The sequence below is a fragment of the Phocaeicola acetigenes genome (assembly GCF_027529745.1).
Lineage (GTDB): Bacteria > Bacteroidota > Bacteroidia > Bacteroidales > Bacteroidaceae > Phocaeicola > Phocaeicola acetigenes.
In genome coordinates this window covers 43,478-66,106 of record NZ_JAPZVM010000009.1, presented here as the reverse complement: position 1 = coordinate 66,106, position 22,629 = coordinate 43,478, and the positions used below count along the sequence as shown (strand labels likewise).

General features: G+C 39.7%; 14 protein-coding genes. 7 read left to right on the top strand and 7 right to left on the bottom strand.

Annotated features, from left to right (window positions below; all coding sequences use genetic code 11):
• The first annotated feature begins 94 nt into the window (after nt 1-94).
• Nucleotides 95-994 (top strand): DUF368 domain-containing protein, encoded by a 900-nt coding sequence (locus O6P32_RS10565; protein ID WP_269878455.1) that lies wholly within the window; start codon nt 95-97, stop codon nt 992-994.
• An 85-nt stretch (nt 995-1,079) separates the two neighbouring features.
• Here the strand turns inward: O6P32_RS10565 and O6P32_RS10560 are convergent, their stop codons facing one another.
• Nucleotides 1,080-3,245 (bottom strand): S46 family peptidase, encoded by a 2,166-nt coding sequence (locus tag O6P32_RS10560; protein ID WP_178266202.1) that lies wholly within the window; start codon nt 3,243-3,245, stop codon nt 1,080-1,082.
• 80 nt (nt 3,246-3,325) lie between these two features.
• On the bottom strand, nt 3,326-5,491 hold the full coding sequence (locus tag O6P32_RS10555) for a S46 family peptidase (protein ID WP_269878454.1): 2,166 nt from the start codon (nt 5,489-5,491) through the stop codon (nt 3,326-3,328).
• 193 nt (nt 5,492-5,684) lie between these two features.
• On the opposite strand from O6P32_RS10555, the gene O6P32_RS10550 reads away from it, so the two are divergent.
• The gene (locus O6P32_RS10550; RefSeq protein ID WP_178266407.1) at nt 5,685-6,386 is read left to right on the top strand and encodes a DUF4369 domain-containing protein; all 702 of its coding nucleotides are present in this window, start codon (nt 5,685-5,687) and stop codon (nt 6,384-6,386) included.
• Between the two features lie 214 nt (nt 6,387-6,600).
• Nucleotides 6,601-8,547, top strand: coding sequence for a glycoside hydrolase family 97 protein (locus tag O6P32_RS10545; protein ID WP_269878453.1), 1,947 nt, complete (start codon nt 6,601-6,603; stop codon nt 8,545-8,547).
• A gap of 655 nt (nt 8,548-9,202) precedes the next feature.
• Here O6P32_RS10545 and O6P32_RS10540 read toward each other — a convergent pair.
• Together O6P32_RS10540 and O6P32_RS10535 are read right to left on the bottom strand one after the other, a co-directional pair.
• A complete protein-coding gene (locus O6P32_RS10540) occupies nt 9,203-10,189 on the bottom strand; it encodes a metallophosphoesterase family protein (protein WP_269878451.1) in 987 nt (328 codons plus the stop codon).
• Nucleotides 10,190-10,197: 8 nt separating this feature from the next.
• Nucleotides 10,198-12,939 carry a sugar-binding domain-containing protein gene (locus O6P32_RS10535; RefSeq protein ID WP_269878449.1) on the bottom strand — a complete coding sequence of 914 codons (2,742 nt, stop codon included), beginning with the start codon at nt 12,937-12,939 and terminating at the stop codon, nt 10,198-10,200.
• 464 nt (nt 12,940-13,403) lie between these two features.
• Between O6P32_RS10535 and O6P32_RS10530 the strand changes: the two genes are divergently transcribed.
• Both O6P32_RS10530 and O6P32_RS10525 read left to right on the top strand, forming a co-directional pair.
• Nucleotides 13,404-14,210, top strand: a complete 807-nt coding sequence (locus O6P32_RS10530) for a M48 family metallopeptidase (protein ID WP_269878448.1) — start codon at nt 13,404-13,406, stop codon at nt 14,208-14,210.
• Nucleotides 14,211-14,475: 265 nt separating this feature from the next.
• On the top strand, nt 14,476-16,581 hold the full coding sequence (locus O6P32_RS10525) for a M3 family metallopeptidase (RefSeq protein ID WP_408636062.1): 2,106 nt from the start codon (nt 14,476-14,478) through the stop codon (nt 16,579-16,581).
• Nucleotides 16,582-16,653: 72 nt separating this feature from the next.
• Here the strand turns inward: O6P32_RS10525 and O6P32_RS10520 are convergent, their stop codons facing one another.
• Nucleotides 16,654-17,343: a Crp/Fnr family transcriptional regulator gene (locus tag O6P32_RS10520; protein WP_178266400.1), complete on the bottom strand. Its 690-nt coding sequence runs from the start codon at nt 17,341-17,343 to the stop codon at nt 16,654-16,656.
• 221 nt (nt 17,344-17,564) lie between these two features.
• Between O6P32_RS10520 and O6P32_RS10515 the strand changes: the two genes are divergently transcribed.
• A complete protein-coding gene (locus O6P32_RS10515; RefSeq protein WP_178266399.1) occupies nt 17,565-18,080 on the top strand; it encodes a pyridoxamine 5'-phosphate oxidase family protein in 516 nt (171 codons plus the stop codon).
• A 75-nt stretch (nt 18,081-18,155) separates the two neighbouring features.
• On the top strand, nt 18,156-19,322 hold the full coding sequence (locus O6P32_RS10510; protein ID WP_178266398.1) for an aspartate aminotransferase family protein: 1,167 nt from the start codon (nt 18,156-18,158) through the stop codon (nt 19,320-19,322).
• 185 nt (nt 19,323-19,507) lie between these two features.
• Here the strand turns inward: O6P32_RS10510 and O6P32_RS10505 are convergent, their stop codons facing one another.
• Both O6P32_RS10505 and O6P32_RS10500 read right to left on the bottom strand, forming a co-directional pair.
• On the bottom strand, nt 19,508-20,251 hold the full coding sequence (locus O6P32_RS10505) for an SDR family NAD(P)-dependent oxidoreductase (RefSeq protein ID WP_269878446.1): 744 nt from the start codon (nt 20,249-20,251) through the stop codon (nt 19,508-19,510).
• Nucleotides 20,252-20,401: 150 nt separating this feature from the next.
• Nucleotides 20,402-22,621, bottom strand: a complete 2,220-nt coding sequence (locus O6P32_RS10500; protein ID WP_269878445.1) for a beta-glucosidase — start codon at nt 22,619-22,621, stop codon at nt 20,402-20,404.
• Nucleotides 22,622-22,629 lie beyond the last annotated feature (8 nt).

Below are 22,629 nucleotides of genomic sequence, written 5' to 3'. Positions count from 1 at the left end.
AGATAAAGTGCTTTTTTTTCATTTTATATTTATTGGCCGAATTTTTTTATTTTACTTTGTAGCCACAGATTATTAATAGGTTAAGAAAATAAAAATGGAACGAGGTTTAAAAGACTATGCATTTCTTGTTCTGAAAGGAATGGGGATGGGAGCTGCCGATGTAGTTCCCGGAGTTTCGGGAGGAACTATTGCCTTTATTGTAGGTATTTATGATGAATTGATCAATTCGATTAAAAGTATCAATGGAAAGAGTCTGAAATTGTTTTTTACAGGAAAGTTTGCTGCTTTCTGGAAGATGATAAACGGCAGTTTCCTTTTCTCTATACTGCTGGGTATCGGCATCAGCGTCTTTTCGTTGGCAAAAATTATAACCTGGCTGCTTGTTGAACATCCTATTTTGGTGTGGTCATTCTTCTTTGGTCTGGTGCTGGCTTCTACATGGTTTGTAGCAAAAGATATTAAAGGATGGAACTGGAAGACTATCTTTGGTTTTGTTGTGGGAGTAGTAGTAGCTTTCTATATTACAGTAGCAACTCCGGCAGAAACTCCGTCGTATTTATGGTTTATCTTTTTGTGTGGTGCTATTGCTATCTGTGCCATGATTTTACCAGGGATATCGGGAAGCTTTATCTTGGTGCTGCTAGGTAAATATTTCTTTATAATGGACGCCGTGAAGACATTGGATCTTGTGATTATTGCAGTATTTGGTGCTGGTGCTGTGGTAGGTATTACCTCTTTCTCACGTGTTTTGTCGTATGCATTGAAACATGTCCGTAATATCACTTTAGCCGTATTGTCTGGTTTTATGTTGGGTTCACTCAATAAAGTATGGCCTTGGAAAGAACAAATTACTACAGTAGTAGATGGTCATGATTTGATGATTGAAAATAATATACTTCCTAATCAGTATATTGTAGAAGCAGTTGTATTAATGTTGGTGGGTTTCTTTATGGTGTATTTCCTTGAGAAATTATCAATGAAAGTGTCTAAATAAGACGGATTTTAATATTCATAAAAAAAGAATCTGCTTTCGGCGTATACGAAAGCAGATTCTTTTTTATAGTGACTCTTAGCTCCGATTAACGGATAATTGTCATTTCATCAATCAGGTGTTTGGCTCCTGCAAATTTGTCGATGATAAACAATGTGTAGCGAATATCTACACATGCAGCACGCTGTAACTGCGGGTTGTAGGCGATATCTCCTGTCAAACCTTCGTAATTGCGGTCGAAACCTGTACCGATAAGTTCTCCTTTTGAGTTGAATACCGGTGAGCCGGAATTACCGCCAGTGTTGTCGGTACCGGTTGCAAAGCAGATAGGCATTCTTCCATCTGGCATGGCATATTCTCCAAAGTCTTTCTTTTCGTATAGTTCTTTCAGCTTGGCCGGTACTACGAATTCCGGATTGTTCGGATCTTCTTTTTCCATTACTCCTTTCAAGGTAGTATAGTAAAGGTATTCTTTACCATCAGCTGGTTCATAAGAACCAATTTTACCATAAGTCAGACGTAGCGTAGAGTTGGCATCAGGATATACCGGAGTTCCTTCGTGTTTTTTCAATTTCAACATACCGGCTACCCATGTTTTATGAGCCCGGTTGTAAGCGTTGGTTTCTGCCTTCATTTCTTCAGAAGTTGCTTTATAGCCTTCCGATACCGAACGGGCATATTGAATCATCAAATCGTTTTTCAGAGTTTCGATGTCTGGGTTTGCAAGATACTTTTCCCATGCTTCTGCACTTCTGAAAATAGACTGGTCGAAGCAGGCATCTACAAATGCATCTGTATTTCCTCCAAACTGTTTGTTGATTGTCTGGAAGATGCTGATATGCTGTTCTGCCGGAACCAGACGAGCGTAGAGAGCTATCAGTTGCTTGGATACTTTGCGGTCTACTGCTGCGCTATAATCTTTATTGAAGAATTTCTTTCCAGCTTCCTGCAACCCTTCCACAGCTTTACGTATATCTTTCTTATTACCTTTTTCCAGAGCATCTTGCAATGCTTGCGTATCAGGAATCTTTGAGAATTCTGTACCTAGCATCAGAGCTTCATAGATAGCCTGTTGATGGTATACGGCGTTATGTCGTTTGGCAACAATGTCTTTGATGCTTTGATAAGCCTGTTCGTAGCTGTTGTCTCCTGTTTCCCGTCCGAAAGCCAATAATTTTTCTTGCTGTTCCTTCTTTTTATCGAGCACTTTCAGCTTAATCAAGCCTTCGTTCATACCGATTGCATTCTTCCAGTAGTTTGCCGATGAAGCATATTTGGCTGCATACTGAATACGTGTTTTTGCATCTTTCTGCATTTCTTCACCCAAAGCACGCAGGCGTACACCACGTACGGTATCGCGCATAAAGTTGGTAGTCTGCATGCGCTCTTCCACTTCGTCGCTAATCATGTATCTCCAGTTGCGTCCGGGGAATCCCATTACAAAAGTAAAGTCACCTTCTTTCACCCCTTTCAGATTAATGGCAATGTGTTTCTTTACCTTTAAAGGTACGTTTTTCGCATTGTAAGTAGCCGGTTTACCGTCTTTTGATGCATAGATACGGAAGATAGAGAAGTCGCCGCAATGACGTGGCCACATCCAGTTGTCTGTATCAGCTCCAAACTTTCCGATAGAAGAAGGAGGTGCACCTACCATACGGATGTCTTTGTATACTGTTTTTACAAACAGATAATATTTGTTTGCTCCGTAGAAAGGTTTCAGCTCCAACACTGTAAAATCGTCTGTTTTGATTTTTTCCTTCTTCGCAAAACGCTTGGCTACGGTTTCCAGATAAGAGGGTGAAAGATAGTTCAATCCTTCAGGATCCTTGTCTTTCTTCAGGCAATCCTGTACGTATTCGGTTACATCCAAGATACGGTCGATGAAGGTAACGGTCAGTCCTTCGCAAGGAAGTTCCTGCTCGCGAGTCATTGCCCAAAAACCGTCAGTCAGATAATCGTGCTCTACCGAACTGTGCTGCTGGATGTATCCATATCCGCAATGATGATTGGTCAGTACCAGACCTTCGGCAGAAATGATTTCTCCGGTACATCCTCCTCCGAAGTGTACCACAGCATCTTTCAGGCTGATACCATCCGGACTGTACACTTGGTCAATGCTTAAATCCAACCCCAAATCCTGCATCACAGCCGCATTCTGCTGTTTCAGGTCCGTAAGCATCCACATACCTTCGTCTGCATGTGCATGAAATCCTGCGAATGCGCTGATTAATGATAAAATAAGTGCCTTTCTCATATAATGTTGTTATTAAATAAAAAGCGCAAAGATGCGTACTTTAGAGTAGTGCAACCTTGCGCTTTTGAATATAATTGATATTATTCTACAATTGTCATTTCATCGATAAGGTTCTTGCAACCTCCCAGCTTTTCTACAATAAACAATACATAACGGATGTCTACTGCAATACAACGCTGCAAGTTATTATCGAAGTTGATGTCGCCACTCAATGATTCCCAGTTTCCGTCGAATGCGCATCCGATGAGTTCACCGTTACCATTCATTACCGGAGAGCCTGAGTTACCGCCTGTGATATCGTTAGTAGTCAAGAAACAAGCAGGCATTTCTCCGTTAGGCAATGCATAACGTCCGAAGTTCTTGGTTGCATACAACTCTTTCAACTTGGCAGGAACAACGAATTCCGGATTGTTCGGATCTTCTTTTTCCATTACACCTTTCAATGTAGTGTAATATTTGTAGTGGATACCGTCTTTCGGATCGTATGATTTTACATTACCATAAGTCAGACGGATGGTGAAGTTTGCATCCGGAGCTTTTGGAGTAGGAGCATACATTTCGCACAAACCGCGTACATAAGTCTTATGCAACAGATTGATGTTTTCACTGGCAGCCGAAATCTTGTCCATCAGTGATTGATACATCTTGCTCTTACTTGTAGAATAAGCCACAGCAAGGTCTTTATCAATTGCTTCTACTGTAGGATTTTCAAGGAATGCATTCAAATTCTTTTCATTGGCAAAGATACTGTTGTTATACAATGCATCAATATAAGCATTATAGTCGCCATTGAACTGAGTCTTGATTGTTTCGTAGAATGCAGGCAAGGCTTCTGCTGACACTTTTTCTGCATACAGCGGAATCAGTACTTTTGCAACTTTACGGTCTACTTCATGATCGTAGTCTTTATTGTGTACTTCTGCGAATTCCTCTTTCAGAGCAGCAACTGCTTTCTCTATCTCTTTTTTCTTGTTTTTCTCCAATGCAGTCTTCAGATTAGCGAAGGTACGGTAAGTTGCTCCAAATTCAATACCGCTCATGAATGTTTCAGAGAAATAAGTAGCTTCTTTGCGCAAAGGAGCAATATTAGCTACATATTCGTCAATCTGTCCAACTACTTTTGCATATTCTTCGTTGTTCTGAGCCTTGGCAAATTCAGCAAACTTAGCTTCCTGTGCTGCTTTTGTTTCCAAAACTTTATTTTCAACGATAGCCTTGTTCATACCGATAGAGTTCTTCCAATAGTTGCTTGAACCGGCAAACTTGCTGGCATACTGGATACGTACTTTATCGCTGGCAGCCATTTCTGCGCGTAATACATTCTGGCGAGCTTCGCGTACAGTGATACGTGGTACGTTAGTACTTTCCATACGAAGTTTTACTTCGCTCTCTGTCAGATAGCGGCTGGTGCTTCCGGGGAATCCCATAATCATGGCATAATCGCCTTCCTGCAGCCCTTTCAATGAAATAGTCAGGTGCTTTTTCACTTTCAAAGGAACGTTGTCTTTGCTATATTCAGCCGGATTTCCGTTTTTGTCTGCATATACACGGAACATGGAGAAGTCGCAAGTATGGCGTGGCCACATCCAGTTGTCTGTTTCTCCACCAAACTTACCGATAGATGAAGGAGGAGCAGCTACCATACGTATATCGCTATAAGTTTTGATGTAGAACAGATAAAACTTATTTCCTTCGTAGAAAGGAAGTGCCAGGGTAGAGATACCCGGTGCTTTCTTCAAGTCGCTTTTTTTCAGTTCGTCAGCGGCTAATTCGTTAAGGTATTTCTTTCCAAAAGATTCGGCTTCTGTGACTTTACCCTTTTTGATATCATTGTTTACTTTGTCAGTAATGTCAACAATACGTTCTACAAATTTGAAAGTCAACCCCGGAGTTGGAAGTTCTTCAGAACGGTTCTTAGCCCAAAAACCATCTGTCAGGTAATCATGTTCTACCGAACTATGTTGTTGAATGGCATCGTATCCACAATGATGATTGGTCAGAATCAATCCGTCGGGTGAAATGATTTCTCCGGTACATCCTCTGCCGAAAATACCAACAGCATCCTTCAGTGTAATCTGACTGGGATTGTAAATATTGGCCACATCCATCTTTAATCCTTGTGCCTTCATTCTGTCTGCCAGGTTTTGTTCCTGCATCAGCTGGAGAAGCCACATCCCCTCGTCTGCTTTAGCCGGTGAAAAGGCTGCGCAGATAAGTGCGAGTGCTAATACTTTAAGTTTTTTCATTTGTTATGTGTATAATTTTGGGTTAAAATTTTCTTTTCTTAATTCGCAAAGATAGTAAAAAAAAGTATTTATCTCGATGCAGGTATGCTAAAAGGGTAATATTCCTCTATTTATGTTTAATTTTTAATAATTTATTTTTTAGCCTAACTGAAAGATTTTACCTTTGCCGTACAAATTTAAATGGCATGATTTAATGGGTAAACTATATCTTTTTCTGTTTTGTGCTGTATTTTTTGCTTCTTGCAGTAAAAAATATAAAATCGAGGGGAATACTTCTCTTTCTCGGTTAGACGGGAAAATGCTTTATATTAAGGTGCCTTCCAATGGGGAATGGGTAAAAATTGATTCGGCAGAAGTCGTACACGGTCTGTTCGAAATGGAGGGGAATGTGGATTCGGTAGTTCTTGCTTCATTGTATATGGATGATGACTGTATTATGCCGTTGGTTATTGAAAAAGGAAATATTAATGTCAAGATAGATAATGCCGGAGTGACGGTGAAAGGTTCTCCCTTGAATAATCGTTTCAATGATTTTATTATCCAGAAGAATGCCTTGGACGATCGTGCTTATGAAGTAGAGCATATGGAAAGCCAGATGATTATGAATGGAGATGATCCGGCTTTGATTCATAGTGAAATAGAAAAACGCCGCGCCGAACTGTCGGAAGAAATGAATAAGTTGGCTAAAGAATTTATTCAGGAAAATTATGAAAATGTGTTGGGTGCCGGTGTGTTTGTAATGATTGGCAATGGATTGCCTTATCCTATTCTGACGCCTGTGATGGAGGAAATTGTAAACGAAGCTCCAGAGTCTTTTAAGAATAATGAACTGATTAAAGAATATCTGTCTGTAGCGCGCAGCAATATGGATAAAATGCGTTCTGCACGATATTAATAGCTTGTCTTTTTCTGATTGTAATATAATGGGGAATTTATGATTGGGGATGAGTGTGCCGGAAAGTTTTAGATATCTGTTTAGGCTTTCTTTTATTTAGCATTGGAATTACGGTCTTGATTTTGTAGAATGTGCATTGTTATTTAATTAAAATAATATGCCGGGAAGTCAATTCTTTTAAATAGCTTTGTAGACTGTTTAAAATCCTATAATTATGAAAAACAAAATTTTGCTGTGTGTACTCTTGTTCTTTTCGGCTTTATCTGCAAAGTCAAAGAATCTAGAGTTGTATTCTCCCGACAAAGAGATTAAACTTGTCTTCACTTTGTCTGATAAAATTAAGTATGACTTATTTAGTAAAGACCAGTTGCTGTTGAAGGATAATTCAATGCAGTTGATGCTGGAAAGTAAGGTACTGGGAGAGAATCCCCGTTTGCGTAAAATGAAACGGAGAACTGTAGACGAAGAGATAAAACCAGTGGTTCCGTTTAAGTATGCAGTCGTACAAAACCATTATAATGAATTGGAGCTGAATTTCAAGGATTTCTCCGTTATAGTCCGTGCTTTTAATGATGGCTTTGCTTATCGGTTTGTTACTTCAGAAAAAGATTCAGTCAATGTAGTAGGAGAAAAGTTTGAAGTCAATTTCCCGGACGATTACCTTCTTCACATGCAACAGCCGGATAGTTTTAAAACGGCATATGAAGAACCTTATACACATTTATCCAGTAAAAAATGGACTTCGGATTCCAGGATGGCTACCTTGCCTTTCCTCATCGATACGCGTAAATCCTGCAAGATTTTAATCAGTGAAGCCGATTTGGCGGATTATCCCTGTATGTTTCTGAAAGGTACGGATAACAATGGAATACATGGAGTGTTTCCAGCTGTGCCGCTTGCTTATGGAGAAAACGGTGACCGCGATTTGACTATCTTGAAAACAGCAGATTACATTGCGCGCACTAAAGGAAGCCGGAATTTCCCATGGCGTTATTTTGTAGTTGCCCAGACGGATGCTCAGCTGGTAGAAAATACAATGACCTGCCGTTTGTCCGGATCTTCGGAGATAAAAGAAACCAGTTGGATACAACCCGGACAAGTGGCATGGGAATGGTGGAGTGGAGCTTTGCCCTATGGACCGGATGTGAATTTTGTGGCAGGATGCAATCTGGATACCTATAAGTATTATATTGATTTTGCAGCTAAACATCATATTCCATACATTCTGATGGATGAGGGATGGGCTAAGACCACATTCGATCCGTATACTCCGAATCCGGATGTCAATCTTCATGAGTTGATTCGTTATGGAAAAGAGAAAAATGTAGGCATTATTCTTTGGTTGACCTGGTTGGCAACTGAAAATAACTTCGATTTATTCAAAACATTCAGCGGCTGGGGTGTAAAAGGTGTAAAAATTGACTTTATGAACCGGAGCGATCAGTGGATGGTCAATTTTTATGAACGGGTGGCACGCGAAGCAGCCAAGCATCATTTGCTGGTTGATTTCCACGGAGCATTCAAGCCGGCAGGTCTGGAATACAGATATCCAAATGTTTTGTCGTATGAAGGTGTGAGAGGTATGGAACAGATGGAAGGATGTGTTCCTGATAACACACTTTATCTCCCGTTTATGCGTAACGCGGTAGGTCCGATGGATTATACTCCGGGAGCAATGATTAGTATGCAGCCGGAACTGTATGCAGCGATGCGTCCTAATGCGGCAAGTATAGGTACCCGTGCTTATCAGTTGGCTCTTTATGTATTGTGTGAAAGTGGACTGCAGATGTTGTCTGATTCACCTACCCAGTATGCACGTAATACAGATTGTACCCGTTTTATCACTCAGGTTCCTGTGGTGTGGGATGAAACCCGTGTACTTGAGGCTAAAGTAGGAGAATATGTGGTGGTAGCCAAACGGAAAGGTGATCGGTGGTTTATCGGAGGTATTACAAATAACAGCGAGAAAGTAAGAGAGTTTAAAGTAAATCTTGATTTTCTGAATGCTGGCAAGGCTTACCGGATGACAGCTTTCGAGGATGGTATTAACGCAGACCGTCAGGCAATGGATTATCGCTGTGTATCGGCTGATGTAACAAAAGGAGAAGAATTGACGCTTCGTCTGGTAAGAAACGGAGGTTTTGCTGCTGTTATTGAATAAAACAGAACTTATTAAAAACAGATTAGTTAGTAGAAATGGATAAATGCTGACAAAAAGAATGTTTTTAGCGTTTTCTGCTAACTCACATTTGCGATAAAAAGTCTGTTTATGATTGGAAAAGGAGTGGTATTTACTCTTTTAAATATGCTGTATAGCATTCTTTTTGAACTTTTAGAAACAAAAAATATGACTTGTAATGTTGGCTGATGATACTTGTATCATCGGCCAACGCTATTAATACCGTGCACTCACGCTACTTGTCACATAAGTGCATGGTATTAATTGTATGTATATACAGGTACAGATGGCTTATTTTATACGAATTTTATACACTTTTTTACATATTGGTTTGTAAACCCGACTTCTTTTTGTTTGATTTTTCTTCTGATAAAATGCCTGGTTATAATGTAGTATTTCTATCTGATAATAGGTTAATTAGACTATAAGTAAGAAAAATGTTTTGATTTTTTAATGAATTGATGTCTTATTGTATTTGGAAAATGGTCAAAAACGGGCAAATTTGTAATCTTCCTGATGTTTGGTCCGAAAAACACTCATTTTTTAAGCCCTGAATTGACATTTTGTAAGATGTCAGTTCAGGGCTTTAAGTGATGACCTTCTGCTTCTCTTGAAGAAGAAGTAGTTTTATTAATTATCAAAAAGAAATCTTGGCATCCTCGATGACAGATACCAAAGGGAAAGCACCAATAGAATCTTTCATACCCAACTCTTCCGGAGTAGGGGGAAGAAAGTTAGCTTTTTCTCCTTGTATGTCAGCTCCCTCGTTTGTAAGAGTAACAGTAGCATATAAAGGTCGGTCGTAAGTGATGGAATAACCCAAAAGCGGATATTGTTTGTTCACTTCTTCCGGATACCGTAACTCTGTTTTTGAGGGTTGATCTATCCATACATAAGAGGCACTGTTAATCTGGATATAAGTGATGCCGTTGATAACCTTGCTGTAATTGCTATGATTATGTCCGCTAAAGGCAAGAACAATCTTTTTGAATCCGGCACGTTCGTTTTCGTTTTCCAGTATCTGTCGTACATCTTTTCCGTTTTTTACAAACGTATCAATACTTTGATGGCTGAAAAGTATACACCGTTTATTGGTAGATGCAAGGTCTTTTTTCAGCCACTCCATCTGCTCCGGATCAATGAAAGCCCGATATTCAGGATTCACATAGTAGTTGGCTTTTGCATAATGGCGGTAATCCTTTCCGTCGTATAGATTGTTTCCATCAAGAACAATGAAGTGAAAGTCTCCTTTGTCGAACGAGTAATATCGTCCGGGCATATTCATCCCTTTTACATATTCTTCCGGAGTATACTGATCCATGTCGTGATTCCCTATAACGTGGTATTTGTCTTTCGGAAAACTATTCCATAGTTCATGGTATACCTGACTGGCACTATCCAAACGGCAAAAATCACCCAATTCAATGATAAAATCTGCTTTTTCTTTATGAGCCGCTTCGATAAAAGAAGCCAATCTTTCTTTTCCATCGGGAATGTTGGGGGCATGAAAATCAGAAGCAATGATAAACTTGACTGGCTTTTCCTGCTTTTGGCATGAGCTGATATTCAGTAGTATTAATGCTCCTAAAAACAGCTGCAGGGTAGTTTGTATTGTCTTATTCATGTGTGTATTTATTTGTTTAATAACTGGTTGATGGCATCGGAACTGTTGTTCTCTTTTTTCTTTTGTACATGAGTATCGAACAGAGCATCCAGCATATAAGTCGGAACTTCATTTTGAGGTTGGAATCTGTCTGAGCCCACATAGTTTTTGATAGAATACATCAGCTGTTTCATAGCCGGACGTTTGTCTATGTCCTTGTGGATGTCTGCACAGAGTACAAACAGTTTTCCCTTACCGCTTTTTACCTCGAACGCTATACCCAGTTTCCGGTTTTCTTCATAAGTGTCGATAGACTGAATGATAGGTGTAACCGACGACAAGGCTGTCAAGTCGATTGCTGTACCATAGTTCAGAACATCCCACCATTGCCAGTCTGCGTAGTATGAAGTCGGAAAATCGGACAAAGAAGGATGAGTATGCTCGATCAGTGTTCCTACAATCATCGGATCCCAATTGAACATGATAGGATTCCAGAAGTGGCTGGCAAACTGTGTTTTACGTCCTTGTACACTTTGTGATACAAACAATACCTGCTTACCTTCTGAAAGCATTTTTCTGGCAGTTTCCCATGATTCGGTGAAGAATAGATTTTCTTCGTTTGCCTCTGTTTTCGAAGGGTATACCCAGATATCCCACTCATTGTGACAAGCACCTAATGCAACATGGAGTGTGTATTTTCCGGCACTCTTAATATCCTCTAACGGAATATCTATCTTGGCCAGAGAGTCAGTAACGGTGTAACTCTGAATAGCCTGATGCGACAGATTTCCTTTTTTCAGTTCTCTTCCTGCTTCGTCGGTCAGTGCCCAATTCACCTTTCCTCGTTTTATATCTTTGTTGCCAAAGTGATAGATACCCAACTTGGCTGTAAAAGTTTCGTTCTCATTGTAAACTCGTTTGGGCATGCGTGCCAGCAATACAGTAGGAGCGCATGATTCGCGGAACTTTTCCGGTGATACAAGACCTTTGTCTTCCCAAAAAGCATCGAGAATGCCTACAAAGGCACTTCCCTGACCAGGGAAATCGCTTAAACCCAGTAATTGGAAACCTCCCGATTGGGATGTTCTCAATAATGATTCGTTGACTTCCTTGTATTGCAACACAGTGTGTGCACCGGTAGCACGGAAGAAGTCATCGGCCTGATGAAGCATGCCGTTACGTGCCAGCCGTTCGCGGTAAATATTAAAATTGCGTGCTTCCAACACTCCAGTATACTTACTTATTTCGGCAAAGTTGGGATACATACAGCGCTGTCCGGTTTCGTGAGCAATAACCGGTACATCAATGTCTGATTCTGCATTGCGGTCCCAGTCTGTAGAAGGTTTTCCTTCGTATACAGTAATCCATCCTTTGTGGGTGAGGTGAGATACATAAAACTGGTCCGCTTTGACGTGTGTACGTGCAGTAGATGCAGAGTACAGATGGCGGTTGTCGTATTGCTGTCCTTTTATAATTAAATCTTCCAGTACATCGAAGTTTCCTTCGTTTTCATTACCGTTGCACATGAGGATGAAAGAAGGGTGGTTGCCGTATTCATTGAGAATTGCATACATTTCTTCTTCGAAAAACTGGCGTCGTGCAGGGTATTTTCCTACATCTTTGATCCACATCGGAAGTTCTACCTGAAGATAAAGGCCCAGACGGTCTGCTGCATGAAATGCGGCTTGGGGTGGACACCAGGAATGAAAACGTACGTGGTTCATTCCATATTCTTTTATTGTACGGAAGATTTTCTCCCAACTGTCTGTATCAGTGGCCGGATAGCCGGTCAGAGGAAAAACAGCACAATCCAGTACACCACGCAGATGAATGTCGTGATTATTCAGGCGGATGTGATGTTTTCCTTGTTCTATTTTTCTGAAACCAAATTGTTCGCTTTTGTTTTCTTCTCCATATGGAGTGCTCCATTGAATATCCAATGTGTAAAGGCTGGGATTGAATTCATCCCATAACTTAATCGGGCGGTTAATATCCAATGTTTCTTCTATCTGGAAAACAGAGTCGGACAACACTACCTTGACAGGCTTGCTTGCTATGGTCTTGCCCTCTTTTTCTTTTATTTCAAGGAGAAGATTGCCTTTCACCGAAGACTTGGAAGGAGCGAAGCAGATTTGGGCAGTGACTTTTTTATTTTCGATGTCAGTGTAAATCTTTACATTAGATATATAGTTCGGATTCATGGCCTGCAAAGACAAATCGCCTACTATACCGTTCCAGTTGGTTTGGGTGTATTCTGTAGTAGCATGATTCCATTGGTCCATCGGATATTTCAGACGGTTGTCTACGCATAAGGTCAATGTATGAATGCCTGGAGTAAGCTGCTGCGTAAGATTGAAACGGTTAGGAGTAGACAGTCTTTCCTTGGTTGCTATCGGTTTTCCATCTACATAAACCGCCGTTTCCCAATGACATCGTTCCAGATTGAGGATAATTTCTTTTCCTTTCCAGCTTTCGGGTATTACGACCTCTCTTTGATACCATGCTTGTCCACAATATTCAAATTTGCGCGACAGACGGTCAACATGTGACACGAAATTCTGGATACCTTTTCCGCCTTCATCTGTGCTTCCCGGAAGAACGATGGTTTCTGTCAGTTTGCTTAAATACAGTTCAGAGCCAGGAGTTTTTCCAAATCCCATAGGATCGAGCTGGAAACGCCAGATTCCGGATAATTGAATACGTTCTGTAGCTTGAATGAGACAAGTACAGTTAAGTAGAAAAAATGAAATAAATAGAAATAAGAATCTCATAGTAATTGGGGCTTGTATTAAATTAAATTGATTTAGGATTGTGTCAGATTGGTAATAGATATATAAATACAGTCGTGTTCATAGTTCGATTCCTTTAATACGGATACAAAAGTAGTTGATTTATTTATAGTGTACAATATTATAGTTGAGGAATGAATACAGATAGAGAAAAAGTTTTATATTTGTATAAATATGATATTTAATTAATATGGCATACCGCACAATGATGATTTTTTCCTATGGATAGCGGGACTTTTACTTATCTTAAGAGGTTTGTTGGGTTAGAAATAGGAAATTGTATGGTATCATCCGGAGCGGGCAAGAGAGATTTGTTTCCCGAGATCAGAAGGTTGCTTTTGGGGATTCTTTCTACTGGGCGGATTGCTGTCGGTTGGTGGTGGAATCTGGAACTGGAAAAAGTCGGGTGCGGAGAAATTGCATAAATAACCCCTTAATAGATAGTTATGAAAGACAGAGTGTTTGTAAAAGTATTTGTTTTATTGGTTTGTACAGTAATGTCTGTACCGGTAATGGCTCAATTCGATTTTAATCGGATGATGAGTGGAGCAGCCAAATTGGTAAAGGCTGTGACATTGACGGATGAGCAGATGGCTGAATATGTAAAAGAATATGTTGCTTCGATGGATGCGAAGAATCAGGTTTGTCCGGATAATAATGTATATACCATCCGATTAAAAAAACTGACTAGTGGATTAGGAGATGCGGATGGTATTCCTCTTAATTTTAAGGTGTATCATGTGACTGATGTAAATGCATTTGCTTGTGCTGATGGTAGCGTACGGGTCTTTTCTGCTTTGATGGACATAATGACTGATGAAGAATTACTTGGTGTAATCGGACATGAAATAGGTCATGTGGCACATCGTGATTCGAAGAGAGGGTTTCGTACAGCCTTGCTTACTTCTGCGCTGAAGGATGGTATTTCTTCTCAGGGAGGTAAAGTAGCAGAACTGACAGATTCTCAGATTGGGGCTTTGACGGAAGCATTGGTGAATGCACGTTATTCGCAGAAGCAGGAATGTGATGCAGACGATTATGGATATGAGTTTTTAAAGAAAGCCGGGAAAAATCCATGGGCTATGGCTTTGTCTTTCCAAAAATTGAAGAAATTGCAGGAGGACAGTGGAGCCCCAAATATGAACTTTTTGAATCAGTTGTTTTCTACTCATCCGGATTTGGATAAAAGAATAGTCCGTATGGAGGAACGTGCTTTGAGTGATGGTATTAAAAAGCCTGTAGGAAGTAAATAGGCTGCATTAATTATAAGAAAATATATGGTTGCATTTCAGTGAATATAGCTGCTGGAATGTAACCTTTTTCGTATAAAAAGGAAAAGAGATTGACTACAATGTCTGACTGATAATGTTGTATCTTTTTTAAGTTAATCTGTATGGAAATCGGAAGATAAATATTTTTTCGTACCTTTGAGCGGTTAAAGTTTTTATCATAAAAGCAGAGAGAGATGTTTTCTGCTTGATGATAATAAGATTTTCATTATACCTTAATTGATAAAATATGAAGAAATTTTTATTTGTTACAGCTTTTACATTGGCTATGGGAGGCACTGGTATGGCTCAGAATGTGAATCCTTTCTTGCAGGAAAAGTATGGAACTCCTTATGAAATTGCTCCTTTCGAAAAAATATCTATTGATAATTATCGGGAAGCTTTCTTAAAAGGAATGGAAGAACAAAAACAGGAAATCAATGCTATTGTGCGAAACCGTGCAATGCCCGATTTTGAAAATACAATCGTAGCTCTCGACCGTAGTGGGGAACTTCTGACTAAGGCTGGAAATACATTTGGACCTATCTCAAACAGTAATTCTACTGAAGAAACCCGGGCTTTGGAAAAAGAATTGTCTCCGTTGTTCTCTGCACATTATGATGATATTTATCTGAATCCGCTTTTGTTTGCAAAAGTAAAAGAGGTATATGATAACCAGAAAAAATATGGATTGGACAAAGAGCAGACTAAATTGCTGGAAAATATATACAAGCGTTTTGTCCGTGGAGGTGCCGGACTGAATGATGAACAGAAAGCCGAACTTCGTAAGCTGAACGCTGAATTGTCTATGCTTGAACTTACTTTTGAGCAGAATTTGCTGCATGAAACAAACAATACCTTTGTTGTGGTGGACAAATTGGAAGAGTTGAAGGGGCTTCCTGAAGCAAATATTGCTGCTGCTGCAAAGATGGCAGAAGAGAACGGACAGAAAGGTAAATGGATGTTTAATATGCAACGTCCGAGCTGTAATCCGGTTCTTCAGTATGCGGAAAACAGAGACTTGCGCCGTCGTGTGTACGAGGCATATTACAATAGAGGTAATCAGAACAATGCTTACGATAATAAAGAAATTTCACGAAAACTGGTTACTTTGCGTTTGCAGAAAGCAAAACTGATGGGCTACGAGGATTATGCATCTTTGGCTCTTGATACCCGTATGGCAAAGACTCCTGAGAATGTATATAATTTATTAAATCAGGTGTGGACGCCTGCTGTAGAGAAAGCAAAAGAAGAACTGGAAGATATTCGTGCCGAAATAAAGAAGGATGGATATAGCTTTGAGCCAGAAGGATGGGACTATATGTATTATCTTGATAGAGCAAAACAGGCGAAGTATGCTATCGATGAAGATCAGGTATCGGAATATCTGGAAATAAATAATGTACTGAAAGGTATTTTCTATGTAGCCAATAAGCTGTATGGACTGACTTTCAAGGAATGTACCGACCAGTTCCCTGTGTATGAAAAATCTGCTCAGTCGTGGGAGGTAATTGATAAGGATGGTAAAGTACTTGCTCTTTTCTATAGCGATTATTATCCCCGTGCCGGAAAGAGAGCTGGGGCTTGGTGTACCGGTTTCAGAGAACAGACTTATAATGGAAATGAAAGAGTTGCTCCTGTAGTGGTTAACGTCTGCAATATGACTGTAGCCAGCAAGGATAAACCGGCTTTGCAGAATATTGATAATGTGACTACTATGTTCCACGAATTCGGACATGCGCTGCATAGTTTCATGTGCGATGTGCATTATGAAGGAGTTGCTAATGTAGAACGTGATTTCGTGGAATTGCCTTCACAGATTAACGAGCACTGGGCTTTCGAACCGGAAGTATTGAAGGTGTATGCCAAACATTATAAGACCGGTGAAGTGATTCCGATGGAACTGGTGAAGAAAATTGAAGAAAGTGCCAAATACGGTCAGGGTTTTGCTACTGTAGAATATCTGGCTGCTTCGCTGACTGATATGGATTTGCATGTATTGAAAGAGGTTCCAGCCAATCTGAATGTGATGGAGTTTGAATCTGAAAAGTTGAAAGAACGTGGTATTCCGTCACAGATTTATCCGCGTTATCGTGTGACTAACTTCAGCCATACAATGGGTGGAGGATATACTGCCGGATATTATAGCTATATGTGGGCTGAAGTATTGGATGCCGATGCATTCCAGGCTTTCAAGGAAACAGGTGATATTTTCAATCAAGAGGTGGCAGATAAATTCCGTACATACATTCTGACTCCGGGTGGTATTGACGACGGAATGACTATGTATAAGAACTTCCGTGGTCGCGAACCGCAGATTAATGCATTGCTTAAGAATAGAGGTTTGCTGAAATAAATAGCTAAAAGATTCTATTTTTATCAGATAATCAGAGAAATGGCACTATAATTTTTATAGTGCCATTTTTTGTTAGAGAAGCTTGGTGATAACCTTCATATTTAATTCTATGTAATTGTTCTCTTTCCTTCTGATAATTCCTTCCTTTTCCATTTTATTGAACTCGGTAGATAGTGCCGGACGTGTGACATTGATGTATTCGGCCAATTGGGTAATTGTATGTGTAAGTTTTACTATAGAACTGCCATTTTCTACTCTTTTCATCAAATAGACCAATATTCTTTCGCGGATAGTTTTTCTGGATAAAACATCCAGTCTCATGGTTGTACAAATGTTGCAATTCCCGGATACGCAAAGAAAATTTTTCAATATATCAGGGTAATTACTTATCAAACCAAAGGTAGAATCTTTCGTAGCTGTCAATAAAACAGATTTCTTTAATGTTTTGAATGTTGCGGGAAACCGATTGTCTTTTTTGAAAAGATGAGGGGTGGCAAATGCCCTTGGTGCTTCTATGTGTTCGATAAGTATTTCATTTCCATTGGCATCAACAATGTTGACTTCCAGTGTACCTTCCAGTAAGATATACAGATTGCAGCACACATCTCCCTGTTCCAGAATAACAGTGTGCTCATTAATTTCATAAAGCTTGAAATCGAGTTTCTTTATGATGTCATTTTGTAGATAAACAGGTAAATCAGCAAAAAGAGGAATCGATAGTAATTTGTCTTTATAATGATTGTCGAAACTGATTGTTTTCATATTTGCATTATAGATTTTGATTACAAAAATATCACTTTATATTTTTATTTTCAAAGAAATAGATTTGAGTCACTGTATTAAATTGTTGCTAATTGAGGGAACTGTCATATATCTTACACTTTGATAGAAATTATGATTGTACATTTGTCTGTCGTAATACTATTATCATATGATGATTGTTTTTTAATTCTGTATCTCCACATTAAAAATAAAATGAAACAATGAGAAAAGTAAGTAGAGAAATGGATAGTAGTTGGGCGCTCGATATTATGCGTAAGGCACCCTATATAACTGTAAGTTTTACAAGGGCAGATGGTACAGCTTATGGTGTACCATTGTCTTTAGCTTCGGATAATGATGACGTATGGTATTTTCATTGCGCTCCGGAGGGTGATAAACTTGATGCAATTGCCGCAAATCCGGATGTTTGTCTTTCTGCAGTCACAAGATGTCAGCCGACAGTTGGTCCAAAGGATGGAACCTTCACTCTGCAATATCGCTCTGCGATTGCTTTCGGGAGAGCTGAATTGGTAACCGATATAGATGAAAAGGTGCGAGCTCTTAGAGTGATAAGCCAACGTTTTCTGCCCAAACATATGGCTGCTTTCGAAGAGGCAGTAAAAAGAAGTATTCATCGTACTGCTGTAGTCCGGATTACTTTACTGGCCCCTCCTACAGGGAAGCGTAAGCAGTACGATAAGGATGGGGAAGAGATGAAGTATGGGAGGATGGAATGAGCCTGTTGCGATAAAAAGCAGGCTTTTCTTGATGAGATAGTAAGTTGAAGTTGAATATTTTGAAGTCGTAAGGTTATGAAATTATTTGATGTATATTCGACATTTCCGATTCATATAATTAAAGGAAAAGGCTGTTATGTATATGATGATAGCGGCAATTCATATCTGGACTTTTATGGCGGTCATGCAGTGATATCAATCGGCCATTCACATCCCTATCTGGTGAAGTGTATGGGGGAACAGATGCAGAATTTAATGTTTTATTCGAACTCTGTTGTAAATAAACTACAGGAAGCATTGGCTTATGAATTGGGGGAAATATCTGGATATTCTGATTATAGTGCTTTTTTTGTGAATTCTGGAGCAGAAGCAAATGAGAATGCTTTGAAATTGGCTTCTTTTCATACAGGAAAGAAAAAGGTTATAGCGTTCAGAAATTCATTTCATGGGCGTACGTCCGCTGCTGTAGAAGTAACAGACAATCCGTTGATTACAGCTCCTATCAATTCTAATGCCAATGTCTATTTTTCTGAAATGGACATAAATGAGGTGGAAAGGCTGCTGCAACAAGGGGATGTCTGTGCTGTAATAATCGAAGGTATATCAGGTGTGGGAGGTATAAAAATCCCAGATGATGATTTCCTTGTAGCTTTGCGTAACCTGACTCGAAAGCACGGAGTTGTACTTATATTGGACGAGATACAGTCGGGATATGGTCGTACCGGTAAGTTTTTTGCACATCAGTGGTGTGGTATAAAACCGGATATTATTACTGTGGCAAAGGGAATAGCCAATGGATATCCTTTTTCCGGAGTATTGATCAGTGAAATCTTCAAACCCAGAAAAGGCATGTTGGGTACTACTTTTGGAGGTAATCATTTAGGATGTGCTGCAGCTTTGGCTGTGATAGAAGTGATGAAAAAAGAGAAACTTATTGAAAATGCCGATAAACTGGGAGGGGATTTTATCCATAGGTTACGTGCCTTGAAATCTCCATTGATAAAGGAAGTAAGAGGGCGTGGGCTAATGATTGGTATTGAATTTTCGGTTCCGGTATCCTCGGTACGTAATTCTCTGCTCTCTACTTATCATATATTTACGGGATACTCAGGTACTAATGTATTGAGAATTTTACCTCCTCTATGTGTTTCAAAAGCTGATGTGGATTATTTTATAGAAAGCTTTGCTGCTTGTTTGCATGAGATAGAATATAAAGAAAGCAAAAGTGCATCTGACAGATGACTTGATGAAAAATGTACGATACGAATGTTTTCTTATAATCACCGACATCGGCTTTATTGTCGGCGTCGGTGATTATATAGCCAACCTTGTAGTTTGTACAAACAACGACGTCGTTTTAGTAATTCTATGGTTGCCTGATAATGTTGGCCCTTGTTTGAGCAAATTAAAATTACTGAAGTGTAATTTTACTTATTGGATTCATCCTCCGGAGTATAATATATCATTTTCTTTGTCATTCCTCCGTCTATTACGATATTTGCCCCATTGATAAAGTCGTTTTCCGGTGCAGAAAGAAACAATACCATTCTTGCAATGTCTTCCGGTACACCTACTCTGCCAGAAGGATGCTGTTTGTGTTCTTCTTCGGAGAGCATTTCGTAGTCGGAGCATTGTATCCATCCCGGACTGATGGCATTTACAGTAATAGGAGTGTCTGAAAGGGAAACACACAGAGTGTTTGTAAGTGAGACCAATCCACCTTTGGAGGCTCCATAAGCTTCCCAGTTGGCTTCATTCTGGTGCCATCGGGTAGAGGCTATGTTGATGATTCTACCGTATTTCATCCCTTTGTTGGCTTCTATAAATTGTTTGCAGCACATAAAACTTCCGTAAAGATTGGTATCTATGACTTTACGGAATTCTTCCGGGGTGATGTCGGATATACTTTTGGAAAACTGACTGATGGCACCGTTGTTTACTAAAACGTGTACTCCTCCGAAATGCTGTACCGCGTATTCGAATACCTTGCAGATATCTTCGTATGAACAGAGATCTGCTTTTTGGAAGTGTATGTCGCTATTTCCAAACTCTGTTTCTGTTATGTCTACCGCAACGACCACGTATCCGTTGTCTGCAAACATTTGGGCAATTACCTTCCCAATCCCGCCAGCTGCGCCTGTGACGATTGCGATGTGTTTTTTATGATTCATGCTGTGCTTTTAAAATTATAGAGTAAATGTATGAAATATTTTATAGTATAAAAATACTGCCCAGAGATTTTTGTGAGTACTTTCTTTCTATAAACCTTGGGCAGTGTTATGTTTGATTATCTTCCTTGGCTGTTTTTCAGATAACCATGATTATTTATATTCAAATTCCACTACATTGCTAATGTCTGCAGATGAAGAGGATATATAAGCCTTAAACTTTCCTGGTTCGGCTATCCATTGATGTTTCTTGTCATCAAAGAACTGTAGATGTTGAGGTTGAATAGTAAAGACAATTTCTTTTTCTTCTCCCGGTTGTAGCTCTACTTTTTTAAAGCCTTTCAACTCTTTTTTGGGGCGGAGTAAATAGCATTTTTCGTCCTCGATATATAATTGAACTGTTTCTTTTCCTGCCAATGTTCCTGTATTTTTTACTTTAACTGATAAAGAAAGGGTTTCATTTGCATTCATTTTTTTTGCAGACAAAACTGGCTTGCTGTATTTATATGTGGTATAGCTTAATCCGTATCCAAATGGGAAAAGCGGTTTTATTTTCTTGGTGTCGTACCATCTATATCCCACTAAAATGTCTTCTTTATACTCTTGCTTGATACTGTCGCCCGGGTAGCTCATCTCGCCATACAAATGTGCTGGACAATCTTCAAGTTTCACAGGGTAGGAGAAAGGTAATTTTCCGCTGGGATTTACGTTGCCGACCAGTACATCGGACAAAGCATCACCATTTATAGACCCTAAATACCAGGATTGTACAATAGAAGGAACTTTCTTAACCCACGGCATCTCTACGGCATTACCGCTGATGATAACTGCAACTACATTGGGATTGACTTTCACAAGTGCTTCAATCAATTCATTCTGACAGTAAGGAAGTTCGTAAGAAAGACGATCTGTTCCTTCGCAGTCTTGATAAAGATTTTTGTTCAGACCGCCAATAAAAATAACCAAGTCTGCTTGCATGGCTTTTTCTACTGCATCATTTCTTAAAGAATCAATCGTAGACTGAGGTATTTCATCTACACGTCCATACATCTGACGACCTGCACTATATCCTTGAGTATACATTATCCGGTCGCCAAACTTCTTTTTCAGTCCGTCTAATGGTGTGATATTCTTTTTAGGTTTTAGTTCGGATGAACCTCCTCCCTGCATCAGGTTACGTGTTGCATTATCTCCTACCACTAATATTCGTTTGTATGAGTCCGATGCAATAGGCAATAAAACCGTATTCTTTTTGGTTGCATCGTTTTTCAATAATACAATACCTTCTGTAGCTATCTGATAAGCAACTTTTTCATGAGCTTCATTCGCTAATGCCCCAAATGGTTTCTGACGGTTCATTGCAGTACGGAAAATCAGTCGTAAGACGCGGGCTGCCTTATCATTGACTACATCCATTGGAATTTTTCCTTCTTTTACCATTTTCAGGTAGTTTTTTCCTAAATAATAGTCGTCATAGCCGAATTCAGATTCAGAAGTCAGCCCATTTGTATAAGAACCCATTTCAATATCCAAACCATACATCGCAGATTCATAAGTGTCATGGGTCGCTCCCCAGTCGCTTATTACACATCCGTCAAATTTCCATTCTCCTTTCAGTATGTCGTTATTCAACAGTTTATTATGAGCTGCATGCATACCACGCACTTTGTTATAAGCTCCCATAATGCTCCATGCACCACCGCGCTCTACTGCTGCCTTAAATGCCGGTAAGTAAATTTCATACATTGCCCGGTCACTTACTTGTACATCAATATGATTACGCCAGACTTCCTGATTGTTAATTGCATAATGTTTTACGCAAGCTGCTACGCCAGTCTTTTGAAGTTCCTGGATATAAGGAACGCACATTTCGGAAGCTAAATACGGATCTTCTCCCAAATATTCGAAGTTACGGCCATTAAGTGGAGTACGATAAATATTTACGCCTGGGCCTAATAATACATCTTTTTTACGGTACAGCGCTTCTTCTCCGATCGCTTTTCCATATAGGGCTGCCAATGAGGGGTTCCAGCTAGCGGCTAAACAGGTGAGAGCTGGAAATGCTGTACAACTGTCGTTGGTCCATCCTGCATAGTTCCAGTCGTTCCAATTGATTTCGGCACGAACTCCATGAGGACCGTCACTCATCCAGAGTTCTGGAATGCCTAAACGGGGACATCCTGGAGAGCTAAATTTACTTTGGGCATAACTGAGCCTTGTCTTTTCTTCCAGTGTCATTCGTTGTAATGCATCTTGTACTCTTAGTTCCAAAGGTTGTTTGTCATCCAAATAAACCGGGATATCCGTTTTATTTTGTGCTTTTAGCAAGAACAATGTGTTAAACACCCCGATGAGAATAAAAATCTTTTTCATAGAAATGG